Source organism: Couchioplanes caeruleus (genome assembly GCF_023499255.1).
GTDB classification, from domain to species: Bacteria; Actinomycetota; Actinomycetes; order Mycobacteriales; family Micromonosporaceae; genus Actinoplanes; species Actinoplanes caeruleus_A.
Window position 1 is genome coordinate 6,117,615 of record NZ_CP092183.1, and the last position, 26,167, is coordinate 6,143,781.

Here is a 26,167-nt window from a genome sequence, read left to right on the forward strand (position 1 = left end):
CTCGACGGCATGGTGGCGCAGGCGAGCAGGCTCAAGAACGTCCGGTACGACATCCGCGGCCCGGTGCTGCGGCGGGCTCAGGAGCTGGAGAGCGCCGGCCACCGGATCCTCAAGCTGAACCTCGGCAACCCCGCGCCGTGGGGGCTCGCCACACCCGAGCCCATCGTCGCTGACATGGTGCACAACCTGGCCGACGCCGAGGGGTACAGCGACGCGCGGGGCATCTACTCGGCCCGGGTCGCGGTCGCGCAGTATTACCAGACGCTCGGCGTCGAAAGCGTCCAGCCCGACGACGTGCTGCTGGGCAACGGCGTCTCGGAGCTCATCGTGATGTCGTTGCAGGCGCTGCTCAACACCGGCGACGAGGTGCTCGTGCCGAGCCCCGACTACCCGCTGTGGACGGGCGCGGTGACGCTGTGCGGGGGTCGCCCGGTGCACTACCGCTGCGAGGAGTCGCTGGGCTGGGAGCCGGACCTGGAGCACGTCGCGGCGCAGATCACGCCGAACACCCGGGCCATGGTGATCATCAACCCGAACAACCCGACCGGCGCGGTCTACTCGCGCCAGACGCTGCTCGGCCTGCTCGACATCGCGCGCCGGCACGACCTGCTGGTCCTGGCCGACGAGATCTACGACAAGATCCTGTACGACGACGCCCGGCACGAGTGCGCGGCGGCGCTCGCCCCGGACCTGCTGGTGCTGACGATGAGCGGCTTGTCGAAGACGTACCGGGCGGCGGGCTTCCGCTCCGGCTGGATGGCGCTCAGCGGCCCGCTGCACCGGGCCGGCGAGTACGTGGAGGGTCTCCAGCTGCTGGCCAACATGCGGCTGTGCCCGAACGTGCCCGCGCAGCACGCCGTACAGACCGCGCTGGGCGGCTTCCAGAGCATCAAGACGCTGATCCGCCCGGGCGGGCGCCTCTACGAGCAGCGCAACCACGCCTGGCGCAAGATCAACGACATCCCCGGCGTGGACTGCGTGAAGCCCGACGGCGCCCTGTACCTCTTCGCCCGGCTGGACCCCGAGGTCCACAAGATCCGCGACGACCAGCGGCTCATCATCGACCTGCTGGAGCAGCAGCTGATGCTGCTCTCCCACGGCACGGGCTTCAACCTGCGCACCCCGGACCACATCAGGATGGTGTTCCTCGCGCCGGTGGACGTCCTCGACGACGCCACCGACCGCCTGCGCCGCTTCCTGGAGACGTACCGGCAGTAGGCGGTGAATCCCGTCCCTGGCCCGGGCCGGCGATCGTTCCAGTCGCCGCGATCGGCCGGCGCGTCGCCGTCGCGTCAAGGCCCCGAGCGTCAGGGGGCCCCGAGGAGATCCCACCGGTTGCCGGCGACGTCGAGAAAGACCGCGACCCGTCCGTACGGTTCGGCACGAGGGCCACGAACGAACGTCACCCCGGCTTCCGTCATCCTCCGGTACGCCCCGTCGAAGTCGTCGACCCGAAGAAAGAACCCGACCCGGCCGGCCGCCTGATCACCGATCGCCGCAGCCTGCCGTTCCCCGTCCGCACGAGCGAGCAGCAGACCCGTCTGCGCGCCCGGAGGCCGAACGACCACCCACCGCTTGGGCCGCCCGTCATTGGTGACCGACGGTGAATCCTCGACGAGATCGAAGCCGAGGACACCGGCGAAGAAGGCGATGGCCAGGTCGTACTCGTCAACGATCACGGCAACCAGGTCGATCTGCACCGGACCAGCGTAGGCAAGACCGTGCCGGGCCGGCCGCCCCGGCACGCGGCTACCCCGGCGCGCGGCTGCCAGCGCGCGGGCTGCCGGCGCGCGGGCTGCCGGCCTCGCTCTACAGGTCCATCGCGTAGACGCGGACCCGGCGGCCGGTGTCCGGCTGCACGGTCTCCCGCTCCAGCGACATCCCCAGCTTGATCATCACCCGCGCGGACGCCTCATTGCCGACGACGTGGACGCTGACCAGCCGCCGCAGGCCGAGCCCGGCGCGGGCCTGGGCGACCACGGCCCGGGCCGCCTCGGTGGCCAGACCCCGGCCCCAGTACGCCCGGCCGAGCCGCCAGCCGATCTCCACGGCCGGCATGATCTCGGGCAGGAACGCCGGCACCGCCAGCCCGGTGAACCCGGCCAGCTCACCGGTCTCCTTGATCTCCACCGCGTACAGGCCGAAGCCGTGCTCGTCCCAGTGCCGCCGATAGACGGCCAGACGCTCGGCGGTCGCGGGCCGGTCCAGCGTGCGCCCGTCGTGGATGAAGCGCATCACCTCGGGCTGGGCGGTGATGGCGGCGAACCCATCCAGATCCTGGTCCCGCCAACGACGCAACACCAGCCGCGGAGTCTCCAGTAGCGAGGCAGCACCAGAGTTCGTCGAGTCGGGCACGCCCCTTCGTAGCATTCCGGCGGCATCGCAGCGACACATTATCGGCCAGCCGCGTGACAACTCGAGCGCCGGCCGCGTTCCTCATCAGCGGCAGTTGGGCTTGCGTTCGTCACCACCTTACGCTCGGATAAAAGTATTTGAGCCATTGCACTGGACGCCGCCAACGCATCGCAAGCCGATCATTCCCACCGATTGGCGAAGGCGACATCCATGTGACCATCGTCGCTTTCCTGGAAAGATCGTCAAGTACCGCTACGGGTGCCGTTGCGGAACAATTCTTGCATGCGGGGGCTTCAGTTGTTCTCACCGGCGGAATTGGATGCGATGCGTGATCGGACTGCGTCACGTCGCCATTCTCCCGCCCAAGAGGAGTTTCGCCGCGAGCATGCCCGCCGGCGGGCGTACGGGTTGGCGCTCAGGCACGCCGCGAAGCTCCGGCGCTCCGGCGATCGCAACACCCAGCGGCCGGTGAGCCCCCGCAGCCCGACGGCGCAGAAGGCACACCGCGAAGCAGCATCACCACGTAGGCCGGACGCCGGCCCAGTGCAACCATCCATGCCGGAGTTTGCGGAAGCCCGATCTGCCCGAAACGCGGATGCCCACCGCTCAGCGAAGCCGACACCGACGCGGATCCTGGCCGGACAAGCGGCGGTCCTGCCCCCTGCTACGGCCGAGCCGCCGGTGGTGCCGGGTGTCGCCGCGCCCGAGCCGGGGCAATCACCGGCGAGGCCAACGATATCGACGACGAAAGCGCTTGTTCAAGGCAGACGAAAAGCGTCACCCGGCACTTCTACGGCATTCCCGGTCCGCGGAAAACCACATCCCAGCACGGTGTGCTCATCGGCATGCGGCAGCGCCGCGACGCCACGGGGACCGGCAGCTCATTCCGGTCGAGGCCCTCCGCTTTTCAAAGCGTTGCCCCTCGCCCCGCCTTGAGCATTCTCATCGGCATGAGGCGCACCTGGTCTGGTTCGAGCTCTGTCATGGCGGCGCGGAGTCGCTGGGTGATCGGGACCGTTGGGCATGCCCTGGCTGGGAGCCACCACCAACCGAGCAGCCGTCCAACCCACCGGCGCGGGGAGGTGTCACTGGGCGATCTCGTTGCCCTTCTCGTCGAGCATGTGCTCCGACCAGTACTTGTCCCACTTGTCGTCGACGTGCTTCGGGACCTTGCCCGCGGGATAGCGCACGTAGCCCGCCGGCGGGTTCTCGCCGTTCGCGACGCACGCGCCGCCGGTTGTGCTGCGGACCGCCTTGACCGGGTATTCGCCCGAGGAGCACATCGCGTCCTGGGCGCAGCCGCCGAGCAGGAACAGTGCGGCCAGGCCGGCCACGGACACCGTCGAGATCATTCGCGTACGCATGCAGCAGAGTCTTGTCACCGCCACGGCGATGGTCATCCGTACGCGTACTCAGAAGGGTCTGGTGTCCGCTGCCCGACGCGACGGTATCCGCGTGACCACCCCGGGTTTCTTCTTGGGGAGCAGGGACGAGACGAGGAGTGGGTTCGCATGGCTGCTGCCCTGGAGGAGTTTCACTATCACGCCACCGATGACGCGGACGCCGACCGGCGCACGGGTGCCCGGACGCCGGCTTCCTTCGGCTCCGGCCCGGGGGCCGACGGGGAGCCCGAGGTCGCCGGGGGTCCGGAGGACGCCGGTGACCTGGATCTGTCAGCGCTGGGGCCGGCGTTCACCAGCAACGAGGCCGCCGCACGCTTCTACCTGGACGCGCTGCTGAGCCGCGACGAGCGCCCGGCGATGCGGTCGGTGGTGGCGCCCGAGCGTCCCGAGCGGGTACCCGGCCTGGTCGTGAAGAAGGACGAGGACCTGAAGGCGCTGGGTACGCAGCAGGTGCGCTTCACCCAGACGCACCGCACCGTACCGATCTTCGGGGCCGGCGCGGTGGTCGAGCTGACCGGCGAGCGTGACCTGGTCAGCGTGAGCGCGCAGCTGGACGAGGTCACCGGTGTCGATCCGGTGGAGTCGCTGAGCCGCACCGACGCGCTGGAGCGGGTGGCGAGGTTCACCGGCGCCTCGATCCCGGCGGAGGCGGCGCTCGGCGGCAAGCTCATGTACTACAAGGACGAGCAGGCCGGCGTGTGGCACCTGGTGTGGTTCTTCAAGGCGCTCCCGGCCGAGCCGCCCGCGCCGCCGGACGCGCCGCGTGGCCCGGAGCGCGGGCACGGTCTCGGCCCCCGCCCGATCCGCGCGAGCGTCAACTATCTGGTCGACGCGCACGACGGCGAGATCCTGTTCTTCTACAGCAACGTCGCGCTGGCCGCGCCGCTCCCCCAGCCCACCCGGTGCTCGGGCGTGGACGAGGACGACGTGAAGCAGACCTTCTTCGGCCGGCTGGAGTCCGACGGCTCGGCCTGCCAGATGGACGACCCGTTGCGCTCGGTGCGCACGTACGACATCCAGTTCGCCGACATCTTCCAGGACCCGCCGGTGCCGGAGCGCGCGGTCGTGGCCACCGGCAGCGACTACGGCACCACGAACCGGGCCGCGGTCTCCGCGCACCTCAACGCGTGCCGGGTCCAGGACTTCTACAAGTCGGTGCTGCAGCGGGACGGCATCGACGGCCAGGGCATGGTCCTCGTCTCGATGGTCAACACGACGGCGACCGGGTTCGGCACCCCGCCGGTGCTGAAGAACGCCTTCTGGTCGCAGGGCCGCATGTGGTACGGCCAGATCCGCGGCGCAGACGGCCGGCTGGTGAGCCTGTCGCGCTTCCTGGACGTCATCGGCCACGAGCTCACCCACGGCGTGGTCGAGACGACCTCGAACCTGGTGTACGCGACCCAGTCGGGCGCGCTCAACGAGTCCTTCGCGGACATCGCGGGCGTGATCATCAACAACTGGTACACGGCGCCGGACCGCCACGACGTCGGCACGTGGTCCTGGGAGATCGGCGCCGGCCTGGGCCCGAACGGGGAGCCGCTGCGCGACTTCGCCGACCCGAAGCGCCTGGGCGACCCGGCCCACATGGACGACTTCCGCGCGCTGGCGCCGGGTGAGGCGCCGCACCCGCAGCTCAACGACTCGGGCTGGGTGCACGTGAACAGCAACATCCACAACAAGGCGGCGCACAACCTGCTGACCACGACCGAGAACGGGCAGCGGGTGTTCACCGTGGAGGACGTGGCCGTGCTGACCTACCTGGGGATGGCCCGGCTCGTGCCGCTGGCCACGTTCTCGCAGGCGTTGCAGGCGATCGTGGACGTGGCGCTGACGTACTTCGGCGGGAGCCCGGACCGCGACGCGAAGGTGGCCGCGATCCGGGGCGCCTACGCCGCGGTCGGGATCAGCTGAGCCTCAGCGCGACCACCAGACGGCGGTGTCCGGCGGCAGGACGACCGCGTCCGGGCCGGCGTCGATCGGCCCGCTGGCGAGCAGCACCTCGCCGGCCCGGTCGACGCGGACCGGCGCGGCGCCCATGTTGACCGTGCACCGGAAGCCGTCGCGGTCGAACGTCAGCACGTCCGCGGGGGCGTCGGCCCACCGCAGGTTGTCGGGCGCGCCGAGGCCCGGGTGCGAGCGGCGGATCGCCAGGGCGGCCCGGTACAGCGACAGCGTGGAGCCGGGCGCGTTCTCCTGCGCCGCCACGCTGAGCTGCGCCCAGGCCGGCGGCTGCGGCAGCCAGCTGGGACCGCCGTCGGGACCGAAGCCGTACGGGGCCCGGTCGCCGTGCCACGGTATCGGCACGCGGCAGCCGTCGCGGTAACCGTCCTGGCCGGCGGCGCGGTGGAACGCCGGGTCCTGGCGTACCTCCGGGGGCAGGTCCACGACCTCGGGCAAACCCAGCTCCTCGCCCTGGTAGAGGTACGCCGACCCGGGCAGCGCGAGCAGCAGCAGGGAGGCGGCGCGGGCCCGGCGCAGCCCGGCGACCGGGTCGACGGCGGTGGGGCGGCGGCCGGCGACGTCACCGTCGTCGGCCTGCAGCAGGCGGTTGGTGTGCCGGACCACGTCGTGGTTGGACAGCGTCCAGGTGGCGGGGGCGCCGACCGCGCGCATCGCTGCCAGCGAGGCGTCGATCATCCGGCGCTGGTCCGCGACGTTCCAGCCGGTGCCGAGGTAGCTGAAGTTGAACGCCTGGTGCAGCTCGTCGGGGCGCACGTACGCGGCGACGCGCTCCAGCGTCGGCGCCCAGGCCTCGGCGACGGCGATGCGCTCGCCGGGGTACTCGTCGAGGATGCGCCGCCAGCTGCGGTAGATGTCGTGCACCCCGTCGCGGTCGAAGCAGGGGCTGACGCCGACGTCGAGCAGGTGCCACTGGGTCTCGACGCCGAGGTCGGGCAGGCCCTGCGCCTTGACCAGCCCGTGCGCGACGTCGATGCGGAAGCCGTCGACGCCCAGATCGAGCCAGAACCGCAGGATCGTCCGGAACTCGTCGGCGACCGCCGGGTGGTCCCAGTCGAAGTCGGGCTGCTCGGGGGCGAACAGGTGCAGGTACCACTCGCCCGGCGTGCCGTCGGGGTTCGCGGTGCGGGTCCAGGCGGGTCCGCCGAAGATGGACGGCCAGTCGTTGGGCGGCAGCTCGCCGCCGGCGCCCCGGCCGGGCCGGAAGTGGTAGCGGTCGCGGAACGGCGAGCCGGGTCCCTCGGCGAGGGCGCGCCGGAACCACTCGTGCCGGTCGGACGAGTGGTTGGGGACGAGGTCGACGATGACCCGCAGCCCGAGGTCGTGGGCGTCGGCGATCAGCCCCTGCGCGTCGGCGAGGGTGCCGAACACCGGGTCGACCGTCCGGTAGTCGGCGACGTCGTAGCCGGCGTCGGCCTGCGGGGAGGCGTAGAAGGGCGAGAGCCACACGGCGTCGACGCCGAGGTCCCGCAGGTACGGCAACCGGCCGCGGATGCCCGGCAGGTCGCCCATGCCGTCGCCGTCCGAGTCGGCGAAGCTGCGCGGGTAGATCTGGTAGATGACCGCGTCCCGCCACCAGGAGACGGGCACGGCGACGGCGGAGCCCTCCCGCCGATCGATCACTGAGGTCATGGCGGAGGACGCTAGCACGTTACTAACACGTGTTACATGGGGGCGGCCGTGGAATCTCTGACCACGAGCGACGTGCCGAGCACCTGGTGCGGGTGCTGGTCCTCGCCCCGGATCGCGGAGATGAGGAAGCCGGCGGCGGTCCGGCCCTTGGTCACGATCGGCTGGCGTACGGTGGTCAGCCGCGGCCGGAACCACGCGGACTCGGCGAGGTCGTCGAAGCCGGTCACCGAGACCCGCCCGGGCACGTCGATGCCCAGCTCCTGACAGGCGTCGACGGCGCCGTACGCGAGCACGTCGGACAGCGCCAGGATCGCCGTCGGCCGGTCCTGTTCCATCATCCGGCGGGTCGCGCGGTAGCCGTCCGTCCGGGTCACCGGCACCTCGGCCAGCGTCACGTCCGCCATGCTCAGCCCCGCGCCCGCCAGTGCCTCGGCGATGCCGGCCAGGCGCCGCGCCAGCGGCCCCCGGTAGCCGCGCTCGGCCGCGTCCGGGCCGGGATCCATGGAGAGCACGGCCAGCCGCCGGTGCCCCAGCTCCAGCAGGTGCCGGGTGACCTCGCGGGCGCCGGCGTGGTCGTCGACGTCCACGCTGGGCGCGCCCTCGTACCGGTCGCTGTCGATGAGCACGAACGGGATGCCGCGCCGCTCCAGCTCCGCCACCTCGCCCCGGTCGGTCTCCAGCCCGCACACGACGAAGCCGTCGACCGCCGCGTACGGGATGGCCTTGAGCACCGAGTCCTGCAGCGGCGGGCTGAGCAGCAGCGTGTAGCCCTCCTGGTCGCAGATCTGCCCGACACCCATGAGGAACCGGGCGTAGTACGGGTTCTCCAGGATCCGCGCCAGCCGTTGCGGCAGCAGCACGCCGAGCGAGTTCGTGGTGCCCGCCTGCAGCATCCGCGCCAGCGTGTTGGGGGTGTAACCGATCTCCTCGGCCACCGCGAGGATGCGGTCGCGGGTCGCGGCGGAGATGCGGTGCGGGTTGTTGAACGCGAACGACACCGCGGACCGGGAGACCCCGGCCGCGGCGGCGACATCGCTGGACGTCGGCTTGCCGCCGGCCCGTCTCGACGGCATGGGCTCACAAACCTCGCAGTCGTGGGTGGGCGCCTACGATATCCCAGCTACTGCACGGGCAGCCGGACCGTGACCGTGGTGCCCTCGCCCGCGGTGGACGCCACCTCGATGCGCCCGCCGTGGTTGTCCACGATGGTCCGCACGATCGCCAGGCCGAGGCCCGTTCCGGGGATGGCCTCGCGGATCGCGTTGCTCGCGCGGAAGAAGCGGCCGAACAATGACTGCTGCTCGCCGGCCGGGATGCCGATCCCGGTGTCGGCCACCACGAGCACCACCTCGTCGTCCGCCCGGCGGGCCGCGAGCGTGACGGTCCCGCCGGCCGGGGTGAACTTCACGGCGTTGGAGAGCAGGTTCATCAGGACCCGGTCGACCTGCTCCGCGTCCGCCGACAGCTCCAGCGGCCGCTCCATCTCCGTCCGCAGCTCCACCGTGGCCTTCGCCGCCGCTGGGGCGATCGCGGCCAGGGCCTGCTCCGCGACGACCACCAGGTCGACCGGCGCGCGCGAGGTCCGGAAGGCGCCCGACTCGATCTTCGACAGGATCAGCATGTCCTCGATGAGCTCGCGCAGCCGGCGGGTGTTGCGCCCGATCACCTGCAGCATCCGTTGCTGCGCCGGCCCGAGCTCGCCGGCCTCGGCGTCCAGCAGCAGCTCCACGTAGCCCGCGATGCTGGTCAGCGGCGTACGCAGCTCGTGCGAGACCGTCGACATGAAGTCGTTCTTGGCGGTGTCCAGCTCCTGCAGCCGGGCCACGAGGTGCTGCTCGCGCTCGTACAGCCGGGCGTGGTGCACCCCGCGGCCCAGGTCCACGGCGATGTTCTCGACCAGCCGGATGTCCACCGGGGTCCAGCCCGGCCCGCCGTCCCGGATCAGCGTGAGCGCCCCGATGCGTTCGTCGCCCCCGCTGACCGCGACGGTGAGCACCGGGCCGTCGCCGACCGCCGCCCAGGCGCGACGCTCGGCCTCGGTCGGCTGGACGTCCCCGGCGGCCGTCGGGTCGTCGGTGGCCCACACGTCGCCGTGGCTGAGCCAGCCGACGTCGCAGTCCGCGAGCTCCTTGAGCACCCCGCCGACGTGCTCGTCGTGCAGGCTGACCAGCGGCGGCACGTCGGTCTGCCCGGGCGCCATGCGGACCAGTACGTGGTCGGCACCGATGATCTCCGCCAGGCCCTGTACGGCCTCGTGGATCGCGTCCTCCACCCTGAGGTGCGCGCGGATCCGGTAGCCGAGCTGCCGCACCTGCGCGCGCAACCGGGCCACGTCCTGCTCGGCGCGGCGGATCCGGTCGCCCCGCTCGGCCATCTCGTTGACGGCCTGCGCGACGGCCTGGATCTCGGTCGGACCCGCGCTCGCGTCGGCGCGCAGGTCCAGCTCACCGGAGCGGCGCCGGTCGATGACCGAGACGACCCGCGCCAGCGGCCGGGTGATGCGCCCGGCCGCATGCACGGCGGCCAGCGCGGCGGTGACGGCCGCCAGCAGCGTCAGCACCACCACCACGACCGTCGTCACCACGCTCAGCCGGGCGCTGCGCTCCTGCAGGTCGGCCACCCGGCCGGCCAGGTCCGTGTCGAACGCCCGGTTCTCGGCGGCGAACTCCTGGAACAGCCGCTTGCCCTCGGTCACGTACCCGGCCGCGGCCTCGCTGCGCGGCGGGGCCTCGCGCTGCCGCTCGGCCAGCACCCACCACGCGTCGGCCCGTTGCAGCTGACGGTTCACCCGGTCGGTCTCCCGCTCCTGCGCGAGGTTGCGCAGCTTCCGGCCGGTCAGCGCGTACGAGCTGCGCGCGACGTAGTACGTGTCGAGCAGCTGCCCGTCGCCGGTGAGCAGGTACCCCCGCAGGCTGCGCTGGGCGTCGGCCAGCACGCTGTGCATCTCCGCGTTGGCCAGCTCGAGCGGCTGCACGTGCGACGACAGCTCGTCCACCACCCGGCGCTGCATGATCAGGGCGGTCGTCTCGGCCGCCCCGGAGACCACGATCAGCGCGACCAGCAGGCCGAACGCGCGGGTGAGCAGGCGGCCGACGGACCGGTCCCGGCGCATCGGCGGGTCGTCAGGCCCGGGCCCGGCTGAGCAGCGCCTGGATCCGCGACACCAGCTCCCGCGGGCTGAACGGCTTGGTCACGTAGTCGTCGGCGCCCGCGCTGAAGCCGCCCTCGACGTCCTGCTCCTGCACCCGGGCGGTGAGCATGATGATCAGCATGCCGGCGGTGGCCGGGTCGGCCCGCAGCATCCGGCACACGTCGATGCCGGACAGCCCGGGCATGGAGACGTCGAGCACGGCGAGCGCGGGCCGGCGCGCGCGGGCCTGCTCGAGGGCGGCCTGCCCGTCCTCGACCGCGACCACCTCGAGCCCGGCCTGTTCGAGCTTGAACGCAACCAGGTCACGGATGTCGGCGTCGTCGTCGGCGACCAGGACCACCGTCACGGTTCCCCCCATGATTCGTCACTTCCACGCAGAATATCCGGTTGATCCCCTCCCCGGCGGCCTCTCGGCGCAACCGCATGGCAACTGCCGCGCAGCTTCCCCTGCAGCCCCGGCCCGGTGTGCTGGTCCCAGACGAGGCGACCACCACGACAGGAGGACCCCATGACCGCCGTGGAACCGGACGACATCCGCATCGAGGCGCTGTTCGCCTCCGACGTGCAGCGCTCGGAGCAGCCGACGCCGGAGCTGATCCGCGCCGTGGTGACCGCCACCGTCCAGCGCCTGGGCGCCGGCGGGTGCGCCGCCCGGGTGGCGCAGGAGTTCGGCGAGCACCCGGACTGCGCGCTCGGCCGGATGCGCTGGGCCCGCCGGGCGGTACGGACGGCGTACGAGGCCGCCTGAACGTCTGACGCCGCACCACCGCCGGGAAATTACCGTGGGTGAGGTTCCTGACCGGTAACCCATGCCCCCAGGGAGGTGCGGCCGTCGTGGTCGAGCAGGTCACCGGCCGACACAGGGCGCCCGGGACGATCCGGCTCAGCATCGGGACTACTACACCGCGTCACCTGCTCGCCGTATCGAGCCGGCGCTGGCCGTGGGCCGTCGTCGCCGCCGCGCTGCTGGCCCTGGCCGCCACCGTTCCCCCGCTGCTGCACGATGCCGGCGGTACGCCGCAGGCCGCCGTACCGTTGCCGGGGATCTCCCTCCCCCGGCCCGGCCTCCCGACCGCCGCACCGGAGCCGCCGCCGACGGCGACCCGGCGGCCGCTGCGGGCCCTCGCCCAGGTGCGCAAGTCGCCGTCCCCCTCGGCGACACCGACGCCCAGCGCGGCGCCCGTGCTCCTCGGCCCGGCGGCCCCCGCCCAGCTGCCCGGACTGCTCACCGGCTATTGCCGCGCGACCGTCGGCCGGCGCACCCTCGCGGTGTCCACCTCCGCCGGCTGGGTCTGCGGGCGGTTCGCACGCGAGCCGGTGCCGATCGACATGGACGCCATGTGCCGCTGGCGCTACGGCACGGCCGCGTGGGCGGATCTGCCCGGCGGCGCGGGCCCGCAGGGGTGGCGCTGCTACCGCGACGGCCCGTAAGCTGCCTGCCATGCACGCGCGATTGAGCATGTGGTGGCCCGCCGACCCGGCGGCCACACCCTTCCGCGCGTAACCCACCCACCGCGGCCGCCTCCGACGAGGCGGCCGTTGCTGTGTGGCCCGGTCTCGGCGGCGGTCCCAGCCCGAATCGGGGACCCGAATGAAACCGTTCGCCCTGCTCCACCGCGACGGCGCCGACCACGTCGAGATCCTGCACGGCGACGTCGTCACCGTCGCGACGCTCGCCGACATCCCGCTCCGGGCCGGCGCCGGTCCGCAGACCCTGGCGCTGGTCCCGTACCGGCAGGTCGCCGAGCGCGGCTTCGCCTGCGTCGACGACGCCGCGCCGCTGGAATGCCTGCGGATCGCCTCCTGCGAGACCGTGCCGGTCGCCGACATGGTCGCCGCGCTGCCCACCACGCCGCTGCGGCTGCGCGACGCGGGCTTCGACATCTCGGACGAGGCGTACGGCGAGGTCGTCGGTGACGTGCTGCGCGACGAGATCGGCCACGGGGAGGGCGCCAACTTCGTCATCCACCGCGTCTTCGAGGCCACCGTCGACGGCGACCCGGTCGAGGCGGCACGCGCGGCGTTCCGCAACCTGCTCACCGGCGAGCGCGGGGCGTACTGGACGTTCCTCGTGCACACCGGCACCCGTACGCTCGTCGGCGCCACCCCGGAACGGCACGTCAGCGTCGACGACGGGCTCACCATGATGAACCCGATCAGCGGCACGTTCCGCCACGACGGCACCCGCGACCTCGCCGGCTTCCTCGCCGACCGCAAGGAGACCGAGGAGCTGTACATGGTGCTCGACGAGGAGCTCAAGATGATGGCCGCGGTCGCCGAGCAGGGCGGGCAGGTCGTCGGGCCGTACCTCAAGCAGATGGCCCACCTGACCCACACCGAGTACCTGCTCGCCGGGCGCGGCACCCTGGACGTGCGCGACGTGCTGCGCGAGACGATGTTCGCGCCCACCGTGACCGGCAGCCCGATCGAGAACGCCTGCCGGGTCATCGCCCGCCACGAACGCCGCGGCCGCGGGTACTACGCCGGGGTGCTCGCCCTGCTCGGCCACGACGACGAGGGGCGGCAGACGCTGGACGCGCCGATCCTCATCCGGACCGCCGAGATCTCCCCCGCCGGCGCGCTGCGGGTGCCGGTCGGGGCGACGCTGGTGCGGCACTCGACCGCCGCGGGCGAGGTCGCGGAGACCCACACCAAGGCGGCGGGCGTGCTGGCCGCGCTGGGCGCGTCCCCGGCCCGGCCGGCACCCGTACGCCCCGAGCACACCGGACCGGAGATCGAGGCCGCCCTCGCCGCCCGCAACGACGGCCTCGCCCGGTTCTGGCTCGACCAGCGCCACCCCGGCGCCCTGACCGTGCCGGCGCTCGACGGGCGCAGCGCGGTCATCGTGGACGCGGAGGACACCTTCACTGCCATGCTGGCGCACCAGCTGCGCGCCCTCGGCCTGCGGGTGAGCGTGGTGCCGTGGACGGTGACCGCCGTGCCGGACGCCGACCTCGTGATCGCGGGGCCCGGCCCGGGCGACCCGGCGTCCGCCGATCCGAAGATGGTGCTGCTGCGCGGGCTGGTCGCCGACCGCCTCGCCGCGCGCCGGCCGGTGCTGGGCGTGTGCCTCGGCCATCAGATCCTGTGCGCGGCCCTGGGACTGCGCCTGCACCGCCGGGACGCGCCGTACCAGGGCGTGGCGCGCGACATCGACCTGTTCGGCACGACGCGGCGGGTCGGCTTCTACTCCAGCTTCACCGCGCTGGCCGCCCCGGTCGAGGGCGTGCAGATCGCCGCCGACGCCGACGGCACCGTCCACGCCGTACGCGGGCCGGGCTTCGCGGGGGTGCAGTTCCACCCGGAATCGGTGCTCAGCGCGGACGGCGTCAGCGTCCTCGCCGAACTTCTCCCGCCTCTTCTGGATCCGGTGATTAGTCCGGCAATGAGGGGGTAGCGAAAGGGACGTCGGTGGTTCAAGCGGATCGAGAGCCTCCGCTTGGACCACCGGCCCGTCCGACCACCCCGCCGCCACCCACAAACGGACTGAAGGCCGACCGGTCGGCTCCCGGCCGTGTCGGGCGGCCTCCTCCTGGCATCCCTGCCCTAGACTCGGCCGCCGGTGGCAGCGTGTCCCGAGCAGGCCGCCGGATCGCCGACGGTCTCTCCGGGGCACCCCCGGGGGCGAGCACATTGAGCCACGCAGCGCTTCGCCGGCGCGCCACCGCGCTCCGCGCGAGACAGCGCAGGCACGACCGGGCATCGTCGGGGCACGCTGTTCCACCGGTACGGGTGTCCACCGCGCTGGCCGACGCCTTCCTCGCCTCCCGCTGGCACCCCGCCCTCCTCGAGCGCACGGGACGCCGGGTGCTCGGCTCCCGGCCGCCGTGGCTGCCGGTCGCGGTGGCCGCCGTGCTGCGGGCGTACCGGAATCCCCCGGCGGACCGGCCCCGCGAGCTCGCCGCCTTCCTCGCCGCCCTGCCCGGCCCTCGCGGGTGGCCTCTGGTCTCCCGGCACCGGATCCGGGTCCGCCTCGCGACCGCGGTCCGGGTCGTGCGCCTGCGCTGGGACACGCCGCGCATCGACGACCTCGCCGCGCTCGCCGACTTCCTCGGGCTCGACGGCGACGAGCTCGACTGGTACGCCGACCGCAAGGAGATCAACCGGCACGCCCGCGACGAGCGGCTGCGCCACTACCGGTACACCTGGCTGGGTCGCCGGCTCATCGAGGCGCCGAAACCCCGCCTGCGGGCGGTGCAGCGGCGCCTGCTCGACGACGTGCTCGGCCGGTTGCCGGTGCACCGCGCCGCGCACGGGTTCGTCCCCGGCCGCGGCCCGCACACGTTCGCCGCCGCCCACGCCGGGCAGCCGGTCGTCGTACGCCTCGACCTCGCCGCGTTCTTCAGCACCGTCACCGCCGGCCGGGTGTACGGGCTGCTGCGCACCGCCGGCTACCCCGAACCCGTCGCGCACACGCTGACGGCGCTGCTCACCACCCGTACGCCCGCCGCCGTCCTGCGCAACGCCCCGGACTGGCACACCGCCACCCTGCTGCGCCGCCCGCACCTGCCGCAGGGCGCGCCCACCTCACCGGCGCTGGCGAACCTGCTCGCGTACCGGCTGGACCGCAGGCTCACCGGCCTGGCCGCGCGCTTCGGCGCCGCCTACACCCGGTACGCCGACGACCTGGCGTTCTCCGGGCCGCTGACCGGCGGCGCGGCCGGGCGGCTCGTGGCGGCGGCGACCACTGTGGTCACCGCGGAGGGGTTCCGGGTCCATCCGGGCAAGACCCGCATCCGGGGCCGCGCCGACCGGCAGCTGCTCACCGGCCTGGTCGTCAACGACCGCCCGGCCGTGCCCCGCGCCGAGTACGACCACCTGCGTGCCGTCCTGCACGACGCCGCCCGCAACGGGCCGGCCGCCGACCGGGAGGGGCGTGCCGACTTCGCCGCGTACCTGAGGGGCCGCGTCGCCTGGGTCTCGCACGCCCACCCGTCGCGGGCCGCGAAGCTGCACCGCCTGCTCGCCGCCGCGCTGGCCGGCATCCCCGGCTGAGGCGGGTGCCGCGCGGGGTACGTTTCTGGACATGCCCCGCCAGCGCGTCGCCACCATCCGTGACGTCGCCGCGCTGGCCGGCGTCTCGGTGGGCACCGCGTCGAAGGCGCTCAACGGCCGCGGATCGCTGCGCGCCGACACCGTCGCCCGGGTCCGCCGGGCCGCCGAGCAGCTGGACTTCCGGCCCAACGCCGCCGCGCGCAGCCTGCACGCCGGGCGGACCTACACCGTCGGCATGATCACCACCGACATCATCGGCCGGTTCAGCATCCCGCTGCTCATCGGCGTGGAGGGCACGCTGGGCGCCGGGCAGATCTCGGTGCTGCTCTGCGACGCCCGCGACGACGCCATCCGCGAGCAGCACCACCTGCGCGTCCTGCTCAGCCGCCGGGTCGACGGCGTCGTCGTGACCGGCCGCCGCGCCGGCAGCCGGCCGAGCGTCAGCACCGGGCTCGGCGTCCCGGTCGTGTACGCGTTCCTCGCCTCCGACGACCCCGGCGACTGCTCGGTGGTGCCCGACGAGGAGGCCGGCTCCCGGCTCGCCGCCGACCACCTGCTCACCGTGGGCCGTCGCCGCATCGCCCACGTGACCGGCCCGGAGCACCACCATTCGGCCCGCGTCCGCGCCCACGCCCTGACGGCCCGCCTCGCCGAGGCCGGCCTCGAACCGCCCGTCCCGCCCCTGTACGGCGAATGGAGCGAGGCCTGGGGCCGTCAGGCCGCCGGCATCCTGCTCGCCCGGGGCGCCGAGGTGGACGCGGTGCACTGCGGCAGCGACCAGATCGCCCGCGGCCTCACCGACGCGCTGCGCGAGGCGGGCCGACGGGTCCCGGAGGACGTCGCGGTCACCGGCTTCGACAACTGGGACGTCATGACCACGGCCAGCCGCCCGCCGCTGACCAGCGTCGACATGGACCTGGAGGGGCTGGGCCGGGCCGCCGCGGAGCTGCTCCTGCGGGCCATCGACGGCGACCCGAGGCCGGGGCTGCACCGGCACCCGGCGCAGCTGGTCATCCGCGGCTCGACCGTCCCGGCCTGACCGGGATCGTCGCGAGCCCAGGGCCGATTCAGGCGAGTGCCTCCCGGACAGCCGCCACGAAGTTCCAGAACAGCGGCGTGGTCGTGTTCTTGCGCTGCGCGGCGGTGTTGGTGCCGAACATCGCGGCGCGCAGCGGCGTCGTCAGCTCCAGCTGGGCGCCGCCCCCGCCGTACGTGCGGTTCACGATGTTGGCCGGGTCGTCGCCGCCGAGCAGGGGCCGGGTGGCGCCGTCGACGACCGCGACCGGCACCTCCCGGCCGCCGACGGTCACCGTCAGCCCGGCCGCCGCGATCGTGGCCGTCAGCCGGCCCTTCAGCGCGGTGTCCCGGCCGCCGACCACCACGCCCGGATCGTCGTCGGAGGGCAGGCCGGCCTGCGCGGGCGTACACCCGTGCAGGGAAACCGCCCGCCGCGCGCCGGCCGCCAGCAGCTCGGCGACCGGGTCGTCGCAGTGGGTCGCGGTGACGTGCAGCTCGGCGTTGCCCTGCGAGCGCAGGCCCTCGAACATCCAGTAGTCGTGCAGCGGGGCCGCGCCGGCCATCGTCGCCGGGTGGTAGCCCGCGACGGCCAGGCACAGCTCCGAGGTGCCCGGCTCGATACCGCCACCGTGCAGCGCCAGCACGAGCGTCTCGGGCAGCGCCGTCGCAACGGCCTGGCTGTCGTCGAACGCGGCATGCCGCCGGAAGCGCCGGCCGAAGTCGACGCCCTCGGTCTCCGCCGCGTAGAGCTCGGTGTTCGACCCGTACTCGTCCGCCGCCGCGGCCGGTCGCGGCCGCGCCTCGAGCAGTCCGAGCATCGCCGCCGAACCGCCCAGCGCCACCAGCGCCTGCCGTCGTGAGATCGCACCCATGGTGCTCATCCTCGTCGATGCGACCGGTTCCCGCCGCCCCTCACAGCGACTGGACGATCTGGATCGGGTTGCCGTCGGGGTCGGCGGTCCACGCGATCAGCAGCCGGTCGAGCCAGCGATGCGGTGCGGCCACCGCGGGGGCGCCCTTTCGCACCAATTCCTCGTACGCGGCCGCGGTGTCGTCCGTCCACAGGATCACCGCGGCGCGCTGGCCCTCGGTGAGCGGGTCGAGGCCGTGGTCGTCGCGGGTGGAGGCGCCCGACGCGATGCCGATGCGGTAGCCGTCGAGGACGAGGTCGACGTGGATCGGCTCGCCCTCGGCCGGGGCACGGAACACCTCCTCGAAGCCGAGCCCGGCGTAGAACGTCACGGCGCGCGGCAGGTCCTCGCTGAACAGCACGATCTGCGGCGTACGGAAGATCGCCATGGCTGTGGACCCTAGCGCCGTCCGGCGGCCCGCGCCGACCGGGCGTACGTTTCGGGGATGGAATACCGCAACCTCGGGCGCAGCGGCTGCGCCGTCTCGAACCTCTGCCTGGGCACCATGACGTTCGGCGCCGAGTCCGACGAGAAGGTCTCGCACGCGCAGCTCGACCGCTTCGTCGAGGCGGGTGGCACCTTCGTCGACACCGCTGACGTGTACGCGAAAGGCGAGTCCGAGCGCATCATCGGCCGCTGGTTCGCCTCGCGCGGCGCCGAGGTCACCGACCGGGTGGTGCTGGCGACGAAGGGCCGCTTCCCGATGGCCGGCGACCCCAACGGGGTGGGCCTGTCCGCCCGGCACCTGACCCGCGCGCTGGACGATTCGCTGGGCCGGCTCGGCCTGGACAGCATCGACCTCTACCAGGCGCACTCGTGGGATCCGGTGACGCCGCTGGAGGAGACGCTGCTGACCCTCGACGGGTTCGTGAAGGCCGGGAAGATCCGCTACTACGGCTTCTCGAACTTCACCGGCTGGCAGCTCACCAAGGCCGTGCACCTGGCACGCGAGCTGCGCATCGCCGCGCCGGTCACGCTGCAGCCGCAGTACAGCCTGCTGGTACGGGAGATCGAGTGGGAGATCGTGCCGGCCGCTCGGGACGCCGGGATGGGGCTGCTGCCGTGGAGCCCGCTCGGCGGCGGCTGGCTGTCCGGCAAGTACAAGCGGGACCAGCGCCCGACCGGTGCGACCCGGCTGGGCGAGGACCCGGGGCGCGGCATGGAGGCGTGGGAACGGCGCGGCACCGAGCGCACGTGGGAGATCGTCGACGCGGTCCAGCGGATCGCCGAGGCGCGCGGGGTGTCCATGGCGGAGGTGGCGCTCGCCTGGGTCACCGACCGGCCCGCCGTCACGTCGACGATCCTCGGCGCCCGTACGGTCGAGCAGCTCGAGACCAACCTGAAGGCCGCGGACCTGCACCTCGACGGCGAGGAGAGCGCCGCCCTCGACGCCGCGAGCGACCTGCACGCCACCGACTACCCGTACGGACCGCTCGGTGTGGACCAGCGCAGCCGCACCCTCGGAGCGGCATAGGATCGCGGCATGGAAGCCACCTACTTCTTCGATCCGGCCTGCCCGTTCACCTGGCGCACCTCGCGGTGGCTGGTGAGCGTGGCCCCGGAGCGCGACGTGACGCTGCGCTGGCGCGCGTTCAGCCTGTCGATCCTCAACGGCGACAACGTCCCCGACCAGTACAAGCCGATGATGGCCGCGTCCAGCCGGGCGCTGCGGCTGGTGGAGGCACTGCGGGCGGACCACCGCGACGACGACATCGCCACGTTCTACACCGAGCTGGGCACCCGCACGCACGACGCGGGCGTGCCGCTGAGCGACGACATCGTGGTGCAGGCCGCGGAGGCCGCCGGCGTGACCGACCCCAAGACCGTCCTCGACGACGCCTCCTGGGACGAGGCGGTGCGCGAGTCGCACGAGCTGGCGTTCGGCTCGGCCGGCCCGGACATCGGCTCGCCCGTGCTGATGCTCGAGGGCGCGGCGCGCGGCGTGCACGGCCCGATCATCGGCGAGGTGCCGGGCCGTGACGAGGCACTGGCCATCTGGGACGCGGTGGTTCCGCTGGCCCGCAGCGGCACGTTCTTCGAGCTCAAGCGCGGCCGTTCCTGATTTCCGGTTTGGGCCGGCGGCGCGACGGGGTAAAGGCCTCGCGCCGTCAGCCGTCCTACGGGGGAGCCCGCCATGATGGAACCGCACGTCACTCTGGACCCGGACAACCTCGGCCCCGCGGCGGAGAAGCTGCGCGGGCCGCTCGAGCAGCAGCTCACCTCCGCACTGCAGGCGGCGACCGAGCGGGTCGCTCACGAATACTCCGGTGAGCCCGTCGACGAGGTCGCGCACGAGCTCCTCGACGAGACGAAGGCCGGTCTGCACCAGGACATCGCCGACGGCTTCGTCCCGAACCAGCGCGAGCTGCACCGGGTCGCGGAGGCCATCGTCCGGGAGAACTGACGGTCAGCCCATCCGGTGGATCGCCGACCGCATGCGGGCCACGTCCCGGCGGCGGCGTTCCAGGGTGGTCGCCAGGCCGAGCAGCAGCAGGCCGGCGGCGGCGAGCGGGATCCAGCGCGGCAGCAGGTCCCAGACGAGGGCCGTCTCGTGCAGGGCCACCAGCGTGAGCACCGAGCCGCCCGTGACGACGGGCGCCTGCAGCCGGGCGTGCGCCCCGGCCACGACGATGGCCAGCGCCGCGGCGCCCAGCAGCAGCCGGCGCAGCGGCTCCCCCTCGCCGGTCAGCACCGAGGCGAGCGTCGGCAGCAGCGCCGCGGCCAGCGCGGGGCCGTAGGCGGCCCAGCTCGACAAGCCTGCCCGGTGCCGGCGGCCCAGCCATCCGGCCAGCAGCGCGACGGCGGCCGCCGGGATCGTGTACGCCTCCACGACCGCCACCTGCTCCGCGGCGAGCAGCAGCCACCAGCCGCCCACCTCGGCCGCCGCGGCCGCCACCACGTGACTGCGGCGGCCGGCGGTGTCCCGGACCAGCGCCCGCAGCCCCAGCGCGAGGCCCCACACGGTGCAGACGGCGGCGGCGTACCGCGGGGAGCCGGCGGTCAGCAGCAGGGCGACGACCGCGCCACCGTGGGCGGCGGCCTGCAGCGTCCAGCTCTCGGCCGTACGCCGCCGCAGCAGCACCCCGGCGGTGAGGACGGCGGCAGCCGCGCCGAGCACCACGAACGCCGTGGCGTGCAGCGGCAGTCCGGCCGTGTGCCCGGCGGTGGCGGCGACCACGTACGCGGAACCCGCCGCGCCCAGCCATCCAGAAGCCCGGACCGCGACCGTACGGCCCACGGCTCCGATCATCACCCCGGCGACCACGGTCGCGCCGAAGGCCACCAGCGTGGTCACGTCCGTGGCGGGCGCCGCAGCGAGCGCCGCGCCGAGCAGCGCCGCGGAGACGACCGTCAGCGCGGCAGACCGGCGGGCGTCGCCGCGCAGCGCGGCCACGATCAGGCCCGCCAGCCCAGTGACCAGGCTCGCCGCCCCGGTTGACGGCCACGGCGCGCCGGCTGCCCCGGGGGCGAGCACGGCGGTGATCGCGACGACAGGCGCGGCCGTCCAGAGGACGTGCCGGCGGCCGTGGAGTCCGGCGGCGATCGCGAGGATGCCCGTCGCGACCACGTCGGCGACCGGTACGTGACCGGTCCACCGGGCACCGGAGTGCAGCCACGGTCCGGCGAGGACGGTCAGGAGGCTGTCGCCCGTGGCGGCGAGCAGGGCGAACCCGAGAACCGCGGCGGCGACGACGGTCAGCGCGCGGTGCACCGGCGCGGGCAGCGCGAGCAGCAGCAACCCGGCCGCCGCGTAGATCGCCGGGGAGTCGCCGGAGACCAGCGCCCACACCGGCGTGGACGCGAGCAGAGCCAGCGCCACGCCCGCCGCGACCTCGCGGTGCCGCCCGATCCGGTACGCCACCACGACCAGCACCGCCGCCACACCGATGATCACGCGGCTCTGCACCGCGGGCGACCAGGGCAGCACCGCCGGGGCCGCCAGCGTCAGCACCGCACCGCCGGCCAGCGCCACGGGGACCGGGGGCAGCAGGGCCGCGGCGCCCGCCGACAGGATCACGATCATCGTGGGCAGCCGCCAGTCGGTCTCCCCGCCCACCCGCGCCGCCACGGCGGCGAGCACGGTGGCCACACCGGGCACGCCGAGGCAAGCCAGCGCGGCGATCTGCGGGCCTCGCCGTACCGTCGAGGGCAGCAGCCGGACCGCGACGGCCAGGGCCGCCACGACCAGCGTGATCAGCACCGGCGCCAGGCGCTCGCCACCCGCGACCGCGGCGAAGCGGGCCGCGGCGATCGCCACCGCCACCACGACCATCCCGGCGGCGGGTGCGATGCCGGCGCGGGCGAGCACCGCCGCGGCCAGCAGGACGCCCGCCGCGGTGACGAGCGACGCTCCGGCCAGCGCCACCGGCCCGGGATCGGTGGCGAGCGCCAGGCCGGCCAGCGCGCAGATCCCGGACACCGTCACGGCCAGGCCGCCGAGCACGTACGCGGCGACGGCCAGCGGCGTCAGCGCCCCGCGCCGCAGGTGGATGACTGCCAGGTTGACCACCGCGACGGCCGCCCACGTGTACGCCCACCCCGCGGCGTCCGGGTGGAACGGCGCCACGAGCAGGGGCAGTACGGGCTGGGCCACGAGCAGCGCGGCGAACCTGGGCGTGCTCAGGCCGGTGACGTGCTCGTACCCGGCGGCGACGGCGGCGGTCACGGCGCACACCGCCCCGGCGTATCCGAGCGCGGAGTAGTCGGCGAGGCCGAACAGGTTGACGTACCAGGCCGCGTACCCGTCGAGCAGGATCAGCAGCACCCCCACCGCGGCGACCGTCTCGGCGGCGGCGGTGAGCCGGCGCCGCAGGGCCGCCAGCGGCGCGGCGAGCGCCACGACGGTGACCGCCGCGAGCAGGCCGGCGCGGCCGCGCACCCCGAACTGCGACCACGCCACCGCGGTGAAGACGATCGCGGCGACCGCCAGGAGCAGGCCGCCGAGCACGAACAGCGAGTTCTGCACGAGCCGGGTGGACGCCTCGGCGGTCGCCGTGGTCATCGGGGCGGTCATCGCCGGCGCATGTGCCGGCCGGGGCGCGACCCGGGCGGCGGCGGCCACGGCGGCCCGCACCCGGCCCGCGGCCGCCTCCCGCTGCGCCCAGGCCCGGCGCAGCGCTCCGTCCGCCGCGGTCACCGCGTCGCGGGCGGCGGCGAGCCGGGCCGTCAGCACCGGGATCTCGGCGTCGAGGCGGACCACCTCGGCGGCGTCCGGATCCGGTCCGCGGCCGCAGCCGGGGCAGCCGGTGGTCAGGTTCGCTTCGGTACGGCAGAACGGGCACGGGTACGAGGTCACGCCGTTGATCCTTGTCGCGGCGGCGGCCCCGCTCCTGAGTCGGCGTACTCAGCCGCCCTAGGTGCGCGGTGCGGGGCAGGCGCCCGGGGGCAGCTCGGGCTCGCCGAGCGCGACCAGCGACTGGCTGACCTCGGTGAACGTGGCGAGCTGCCGGAAGCCCGCGCCGACCACCACGTCGACGACCGGGCCCTTGCGCCGTGGGTCGTACTGGGCGTCGGCCTGGTCGAGGAAGTACGCCCGGACCAGCCAGGCCCTGCCGACCGCGTCGGGGCCGTACCGGAGGACCGCGACGCCGTCGACCTTCGTCCTGCTCTCGGCCGGCCTCCCGGTGCCGAACCGCCGGTTGCGGAAGTCCTCACTGACCGACCTGGCGAGCCCCGGGATCCGGCTGCCGTTGTACACCCGCACGGTGACCTGCTGATTGTCGTCGGGCAGCCGGACGTCAGCGCGGACCGCGCCGTCGGGACAACCGCCGCCGGCGACGGCGCCCGCCTGCGAGTCGCGGACCACCGCGACGGTCACCAGGACCGCCGCAGCCACGGCGAGCAGGCCGGCCAGGACGACGGCACGGACGCGGGCGAAGTTCATCACGACTGTGAACACACCGCTCCCGGCCGTCCGGTTGCACCGGCCGGGGACCTAGCTGAGGTACCAGGCCGCGGTGGCCCCGGGGAGGATCCCGTCGTCGCCGACCGGCCCGCTGGCCAGCAGCAGGCGCAGGTCGCGGACGGCGGGTGGCGGCGCGGCCGGTTGCTCGCCGGCGTTGACCACGCAGACGAAGCCGGGGTCGCGGCGGAACGCCAGCACGTCCCCCTCGGTGGGCAGCCAGGCCAGCGTGCCGGAGCCCAGGGCGGCCAGGGCGGCGCGGTGGCGCAGCGCCTCCCGGTAGAGCGACAGCATCGACGAGGGGTCGCCGGCCTGCCGTTGCGCGGTCAGCTCCGCCCAGCCGGCCGGCTGCGGCAGCCAGGAGGCGGGGCCCGGGCCGAAGCCGTACGAGGGTTCGGCGCCGGACCAGGGCAGCGGCACCCGGCAGCCGTCGCGGCCGAGTTCGCTGCCGCCCGTACGGTGGAAGGTCGGGTCCTGGCGCACCTCGCCGGGCAGGTCCTCGACCTCGGGCAGGCCGAGCTCCTCCCCCTGGTACACGTAGGCGCCGCCGGGCAGGGCGAGCATGAGCAGCGCCGCGGCCCGGGCACGCCGGAGGCCGGTCGCGCCGCCACCGTAGCGGGTGACGTGCCGGGTGACGTCGTGGTTCGACAGCACCCAGGTCGCCGGGGCGCCGACCTTGGCCAGCTCGGTCATGCTCTCGTCGACGGCCGCCCGCAGCGCGCCGGCGTCCCAGGGCGCCATGAGGAAGGTGAAGTTGAACGCGGTGTGCAGCTCGTCGGGGCGCAGGTAGCGGGCGAGCCGCGCCGGGTCCGCCACCCAGACCTCGCCGACGAAGGTCCGGTCCCCCGGGTACGCGTCGCTGATCCGCCGCCAGCCGCGGTAGACGTCGTGCACCTCGTCGAGGTCCCAGTGCGGGTGCCCCTCGACGGCCTGGCCACCGGTGGCGTACCCGGCACCGAGGTCCGGCATCTCCGGGTCCTTGGCCAGGCCGTGGGCGACGTCGATGCGGAACCCGTCGACGCCCCGGTCCAGCCAGAAGCGCAGGATGTCGTGGAACTCGGCCCGGACCTCGTCGTCGGTCCAGTCCAGGTCGGGCTGTTCCGGGGCGAACAGGTGCAGGTACCACTGCCCGGGCCGGCCGTCGGCCTCGACGATCCGGGTCCAGGCCCGGCCGCCGAAGTTGCTCATCCAGTTGTTGGGCGGCACCGAGCCGTCCGGGCCGCCGCCGTCGCGGAACAGGTAACGGGCACGCTCCCGGCTGCCGGGCGGCGCGGCCAGGGCGGCCCGGAACCAGGGGTGCTGGTCGGAGGTGTGGTTGGGCACGAGGTCGACGATGATCCGAAGGCCGTGCGCGTGGGCGTCACGGATCAGCGCGTCGGCGTCGGCGAGGGTGCCGAAGCGGGGGTCGACGTCCCGGTAGTCCGAGACGTCGTACCCCGCGTCGGCCTGCGGGGACGGATAGAACGGGTTCAGCCACAGGGCGTCCACGCCCAGGTCCCGCAGGTACGGCAGGCGGGACCGCACGCCCGGCAGGTCGCCGATCCCGTCGCCGTCGGAGTCGGCGAAGCTGCGCACGTACACCTGGTAGATCACCGCGTGGCGCCACCAGGGACCGTCCGTGCTCATGGTTTCCTCCCGTCCCTGCGGTCCGTGCCGGCGGCTCAGTCGGTGGTGAGCAGGTTCTTGCCGGTGGACGGGTCGAACAGCTGCATCTTCGCCGTGTCGTACCAGAGCCGCGCGGTCCTGCCACGCCGGACGTCGGACGCGGCGTCCAGCCGGGCGGTGATCGAGGTGCCACCGCCCTGCAGGTCGTTGCCGGTGTCCTTGGCGAGGTCGTCGAGGTCGGCCGAGCGGGCCTCCTCGCCCTTGACCGTGAAGTACGCGTACACGTCCGAGCCCATCGCCTCGACGATGTCGATCGGCGCGTCGAAGGTCGCCCCCGGCTTGTCGCCGATCATGGCGGCGTCCTCGAAGTGCTCCGGACGGATGCCGACGATGACATCGCGGTCGGCGGACGTGCGTTCCAGCGCCTGCCGCGCCCGGCCGGGCAGCTCCGCCTCGCCGAGGGCGGTCACCACCGTGCCGCCGCCGCGCAGCTGGCCGGACAGGAAGTTCATCGACGGGCTGCCGATGAAGCCGGCCACGAACAGGTTCGCCGGCTGGGCGTACAGGTGGGCCGGGCTGCCGACCTGCTGCACCACGCCGGCCCGCATGACCACGACCCGGTCGCCGAGGGTCATCGCCTCGGTCTGGTCGTGCGTCACGTAGAGCGTGGTGGTGCCCAGCGTCTTCTGGATCCGGGCGATCTGCGTGCGCATCTGGACGCGCAGCTTCGCGTCCAGGTTGGACAGCGGCTCGTCCATGAGGAAGGCCTTCGGCGAGCGGACGATGGCGCGGCCCATGGCGACCCGCTGGCGCTGGCCGCCGGAGAGGTTCGACGGCTTGCGGTCCAGGTGCTGGGTCAGCTCCAGCATCTCGGCGGCCTCGTCCACCTTCCGCCGGATGTCCGCCTTGTCCATCCCGGCCAGCCGCAGCGGGAAGCCCATGTTCTCCCGGACGGTCATGTGCGGGTAGAGCGCGTACGACTGGAACACCATGGCGATGTCGCGGTCCTTGGGCGCCTTGTCGTTGACCACCTGACCGTCGATCAGCAGCTTGCCGGCGGTGATGTCCTCCAGGCCGGCCACCATGTTGAGGGTCGTGGACTTCCCGCAGCCGGACGGGCCGACCAGGATGATGAACTCGCCGTCGGCGATCTCGAGGTTGAAGTCGTCCACGGCGAGTGCCCCGTCGGGGTAGCGCTTGACGACATGGTCCAGAACGATCTCGGCCACTTTCCGCT

23 protein-coding genes are annotated in these 26,167 nt (G+C 73.7%); 10 read left to right on the plus strand and 13 right to left on the minus strand.

Annotated features, from left to right (window positions below; translation table 11 throughout):
• The first annotated feature begins 9 nt into the window (after nt 1–9).
• The gene (locus tag COUCH_RS28260) at nt 10–1,218 is read left to right on the plus strand and encodes a pyridoxal phosphate-dependent aminotransferase (protein WP_249608257.1); all 1,209 of its coding nucleotides are present in this window, start codon (nt 10–12) and stop codon (nt 1,216–1,218) included.
• Nucleotides 1,219–1,307: 89 nt separating this feature from the next.
• Here COUCH_RS28260 and COUCH_RS28265 read toward each other — a convergent pair whose 3' ends face one another.
• The 3 genes from COUCH_RS28265 to COUCH_RS28275 form a co-directional block, all read right to left on the minus strand.
• Complete coding sequence (locus COUCH_RS28265) at nt 1,308–1,700, minus strand: VOC family protein (protein ID WP_249608258.1); 393 nt, start codon at nt 1,698–1,700, stop codon at nt 1,308–1,310.
• Between the two features lie 109 nt (nt 1,701–1,809).
• Nucleotides 1,810–2,301 (minus strand): GNAT family N-acetyltransferase, encoded by a 492-nt coding sequence (locus tag COUCH_RS28270; RefSeq protein WP_249608259.1) that lies wholly within the window; start codon nt 2,299–2,301, stop codon nt 1,810–1,812.
• 1,139 nt (nt 2,302–3,440) lie between these two features.
• A complete protein-coding gene (locus COUCH_RS28275) occupies nt 3,441–3,719 on the minus strand; it encodes an SCO0607 family lipoprotein (protein ID WP_249608260.1) in 279 nt (92 codons plus the stop codon).
• A 147-nt stretch (nt 3,720–3,866) separates the two neighbouring features.
• On the opposite strand from COUCH_RS28275, the gene COUCH_RS28280 reads away from it, so the two are divergent.
• Nucleotides 3,867–5,669: a M4 family metallopeptidase gene (locus COUCH_RS28280; protein WP_249608261.1), complete on the plus strand. Its 1,803-nt coding sequence runs from the start codon at nt 3,867–3,869 to the stop codon at nt 5,667–5,669.
• Between the two features lie 3 nt (nt 5,670–5,672).
• On the opposite strand, the gene COUCH_RS28285 is transcribed toward COUCH_RS28280, so the two are convergent.
• From COUCH_RS28285 to COUCH_RS28300, 4 genes are read right to left on the minus strand one after another with little or no spacing between them, the layout of a single operon-like run.
• The gene (locus tag COUCH_RS28285; protein WP_249608262.1) at nt 5,673–7,349 is read right to left on the minus strand and encodes a glycoside hydrolase family 13 protein; all 1,677 of its coding nucleotides are present in this window, start codon (nt 7,347–7,349) and stop codon (nt 5,673–5,675) included.
• Nucleotides 7,350–7,381: 32 nt separating this feature from the next.
• Nucleotides 7,382–8,422, minus strand: a complete 1,041-nt coding sequence (locus tag COUCH_RS28290) for a LacI family DNA-binding transcriptional regulator (RefSeq protein WP_249608263.1) — start codon at nt 8,420–8,422, stop codon at nt 7,382–7,384.
• A gap of 47 nt (nt 8,423–8,469) precedes the next feature.
• Nucleotides 8,470–10,461, minus strand: a complete 1,992-nt coding sequence (locus tag COUCH_RS28295; RefSeq protein WP_249608264.1) for an ATP-binding protein — start codon at nt 10,459–10,461, stop codon at nt 8,470–8,472.
• 10 nt (nt 10,462–10,471) lie between these two features.
• A complete protein-coding gene (locus tag COUCH_RS28300; protein ID WP_249613823.1) occupies nt 10,472–10,846 on the minus strand; it encodes a response regulator transcription factor in 375 nt (124 codons plus the stop codon).
• Between the two features lie 162 nt (nt 10,847–11,008).
• Here COUCH_RS28300 and COUCH_RS28305 point away from each other — a divergent pair, with 162 nt between their 5' ends.
• From COUCH_RS28305 to COUCH_RS28325, 5 genes are all read left to right on the plus strand, one after another.
• Nucleotides 11,009–11,248 (plus strand): hypothetical protein, encoded by a 240-nt coding sequence (locus COUCH_RS28305; RefSeq protein WP_249608265.1) that lies wholly within the window; start codon nt 11,009–11,011, stop codon nt 11,246–11,248.
• Nucleotides 11,249–11,334: 86 nt separating this feature from the next.
• The gene (locus tag COUCH_RS28310; RefSeq protein WP_249608266.1) at nt 11,335–11,931 is read left to right on the plus strand and encodes a hypothetical protein; all 597 of its coding nucleotides are present in this window, start codon (nt 11,335–11,337) and stop codon (nt 11,929–11,931) included.
• 160 nt (nt 11,932–12,091) lie between these two features.
• Nucleotides 12,092–13,897, plus strand: a complete 1,806-nt coding sequence (locus tag COUCH_RS28315) for an anthranilate synthase family protein (protein ID WP_249608267.1) — start codon at nt 12,092–12,094, stop codon at nt 13,895–13,897.
• A gap of 335 nt (nt 13,898–14,232) precedes the next feature.
• On the plus strand, nt 14,233–15,495 hold the full coding sequence (locus COUCH_RS28320) for a reverse transcriptase family protein (RefSeq protein WP_249608268.1): 1,263 nt from the start codon (nt 14,233–14,235) through the stop codon (nt 15,493–15,495).
• 31 nt (nt 15,496–15,526) lie between these two features.
• A complete protein-coding gene (locus COUCH_RS28325) occupies nt 15,527–16,534 on the plus strand; it encodes a LacI family DNA-binding transcriptional regulator (protein ID WP_249608269.1) in 1,008 nt (335 codons plus the stop codon).
• Between the two features lie 28 nt (nt 16,535–16,562).
• Here COUCH_RS28325 and COUCH_RS28330 read toward each other — a convergent pair whose 3' ends face one another.
• Nucleotides 16,563–17,384, minus strand: a complete 822-nt coding sequence (locus tag COUCH_RS28330; protein ID WP_249608270.1) for a poly-gamma-glutamate hydrolase family protein — start codon at nt 17,382–17,384, stop codon at nt 16,563–16,565.
• A 40-nt stretch (nt 17,385–17,424) separates the two neighbouring features.
• Complete coding sequence (locus COUCH_RS28335) at nt 17,425–17,811, minus strand: VOC family protein (RefSeq protein ID WP_249608271.1); 387 nt, start codon at nt 17,809–17,811, stop codon at nt 17,425–17,427.
• 57 nt (nt 17,812–17,868) lie between these two features.
• Between COUCH_RS28335 and COUCH_RS28340 the strand changes: the two genes are divergently transcribed.
• From COUCH_RS28340 to COUCH_RS28350, 3 genes are all read left to right on the plus strand, one after another.
• A complete protein-coding gene (locus COUCH_RS28340) occupies nt 17,869–18,897 on the plus strand; it encodes an aldo/keto reductase (protein ID WP_249608272.1) in 1,029 nt (342 codons plus the stop codon).
• A gap of 9 nt (nt 18,898–18,906) precedes the next feature.
• Nucleotides 18,907–19,485, plus strand: a complete 579-nt coding sequence (locus COUCH_RS28345; protein ID WP_249608273.1) for a DsbA family protein — start codon at nt 18,907–18,909, stop codon at nt 19,483–19,485.
• A 72-nt stretch (nt 19,486–19,557) separates the two neighbouring features.
• The gene (locus tag COUCH_RS28350; protein ID WP_249608274.1) at nt 19,558–19,827 is read left to right on the plus strand and encodes a hypothetical protein; all 270 of its coding nucleotides are present in this window, start codon (nt 19,558–19,560) and stop codon (nt 19,825–19,827) included.
• A 3-nt stretch (nt 19,828–19,830) separates the two neighbouring features.
• On the opposite strand, the gene COUCH_RS28355 is transcribed toward COUCH_RS28350, so the two are convergent.
• From COUCH_RS28355 to COUCH_RS28370, 4 genes are read right to left on the minus strand one after another with little or no spacing between them, the layout of a single operon-like run.
• Entirely contained in the window at nt 19,831–22,719 is a 2,889-nt protein-coding gene (locus COUCH_RS28355; protein WP_249608275.1) for an SCO7613 C-terminal domain-containing membrane protein, read from the minus strand.
• A 57-nt stretch (nt 22,720–22,776) separates the two neighbouring features.
• Nucleotides 22,777–23,322 (minus strand): LytR C-terminal domain-containing protein, encoded by a 546-nt coding sequence (locus tag COUCH_RS28360; protein WP_346015950.1) that lies wholly within the window; start codon nt 23,320–23,322, stop codon nt 22,777–22,779.
• Nucleotides 23,323–23,358: 36 nt separating this feature from the next.
• Complete coding sequence (locus COUCH_RS28365; RefSeq protein WP_249608276.1) at nt 23,359–24,951, minus strand: glycoside hydrolase family 13 protein; 1,593 nt, start codon at nt 24,949–24,951, stop codon at nt 23,359–23,361.
• A gap of 35 nt (nt 24,952–24,986) precedes the next feature.
• Nucleotides 24,987–26,159: an ABC transporter ATP-binding protein gene (locus COUCH_RS28370; RefSeq protein WP_249608277.1), complete on the minus strand. Its 1,173-nt coding sequence runs from the start codon at nt 26,157–26,159 to the stop codon at nt 24,987–24,989.
• Nucleotides 26,160–26,167 lie beyond the last annotated feature (8 nt).

What these genes read in the sequence shown, in the direction of transcription:
- COUCH_RS28260 (WP_249608257.1), top strand. Translation starts at nt 10, where the DNA reads ATGGTGGCGCAGGCGAGCAGGCTCAAGAACGTCCGGTACGACATCCGC.
- COUCH_RS28275 (WP_249608260.1), bottom strand. Translation starts at nt 3,719, where the DNA reads ATGCGTACGCGAATGATCTCGACGGTGTCCGTGGCCGGCCTGGCCGCA.
- COUCH_RS28280 (WP_249608261.1), top strand. Translation starts at nt 3,867, where the DNA reads ATGGCTGCTGCCCTGGAGGAGTTTCACTATCACGCCACCGATGACGCG.
- COUCH_RS28285 (WP_249608262.1), bottom strand. Translation starts at nt 7,349, where the DNA reads ATGACCTCAGTGATCGATCGGCGGGAGGGCTCCGCCGTCGCCGTGCCC.
- COUCH_RS28290 (WP_249608263.1), bottom strand. Translation starts at nt 8,422, where the DNA reads ATGCCGTCGAGACGGGCCGGCGGCAAGCCGACGTCCAGCGATGTCGCC.
- COUCH_RS28295 (WP_249608264.1), bottom strand. Translation starts at nt 10,461, where the DNA reads ATGCGCCGGGACCGGTCCGTCGGCCGCCTGCTCACCCGCGCGTTCGGC.
- COUCH_RS28305 (WP_249608265.1), top strand. Translation starts at nt 11,009, where the DNA reads ATGACCGCCGTGGAACCGGACGACATCCGCATCGAGGCGCTGTTCGCC.
- COUCH_RS28315 (WP_249608267.1), top strand. Translation starts at nt 12,092, where the DNA reads ATGAAACCGTTCGCCCTGCTCCACCGCGACGGCGCCGACCACGTCGAG.
- COUCH_RS28325 (WP_249608269.1), top strand. Translation starts at nt 15,527, where the DNA reads ATGCCCCGCCAGCGCGTCGCCACCATCCGTGACGTCGCCGCGCTGGCC.
- COUCH_RS28330 (WP_249608270.1), bottom strand. Translation starts at nt 17,384, where the DNA reads ATGGGTGCGATCTCACGACGGCAGGCGCTGGTGGCGCTGGGCGGTTCG.
- COUCH_RS28335 (WP_249608271.1), bottom strand. Translation starts at nt 17,811, where the DNA reads ATGGCGATCTTCCGTACGCCGCAGATCGTGCTGTTCAGCGAGGACCTG.
- COUCH_RS28340 (WP_249608272.1), top strand. Translation starts at nt 17,869, where the DNA reads ATGGAATACCGCAACCTCGGGCGCAGCGGCTGCGCCGTCTCGAACCTC.
- COUCH_RS28345 (WP_249608273.1), top strand. Translation starts at nt 18,907, where the DNA reads ATGGAAGCCACCTACTTCTTCGATCCGGCCTGCCCGTTCACCTGGCGC.
- COUCH_RS28350 (WP_249608274.1), top strand. Translation starts at nt 19,558, where the DNA reads ATGATGGAACCGCACGTCACTCTGGACCCGGACAACCTCGGCCCCGCG.
- COUCH_RS28365 (WP_249608276.1), bottom strand. Translation starts at nt 24,951, where the DNA reads ATGAGCACGGACGGTCCCTGGTGGCGCCACGCGGTGATCTACCAGGTG.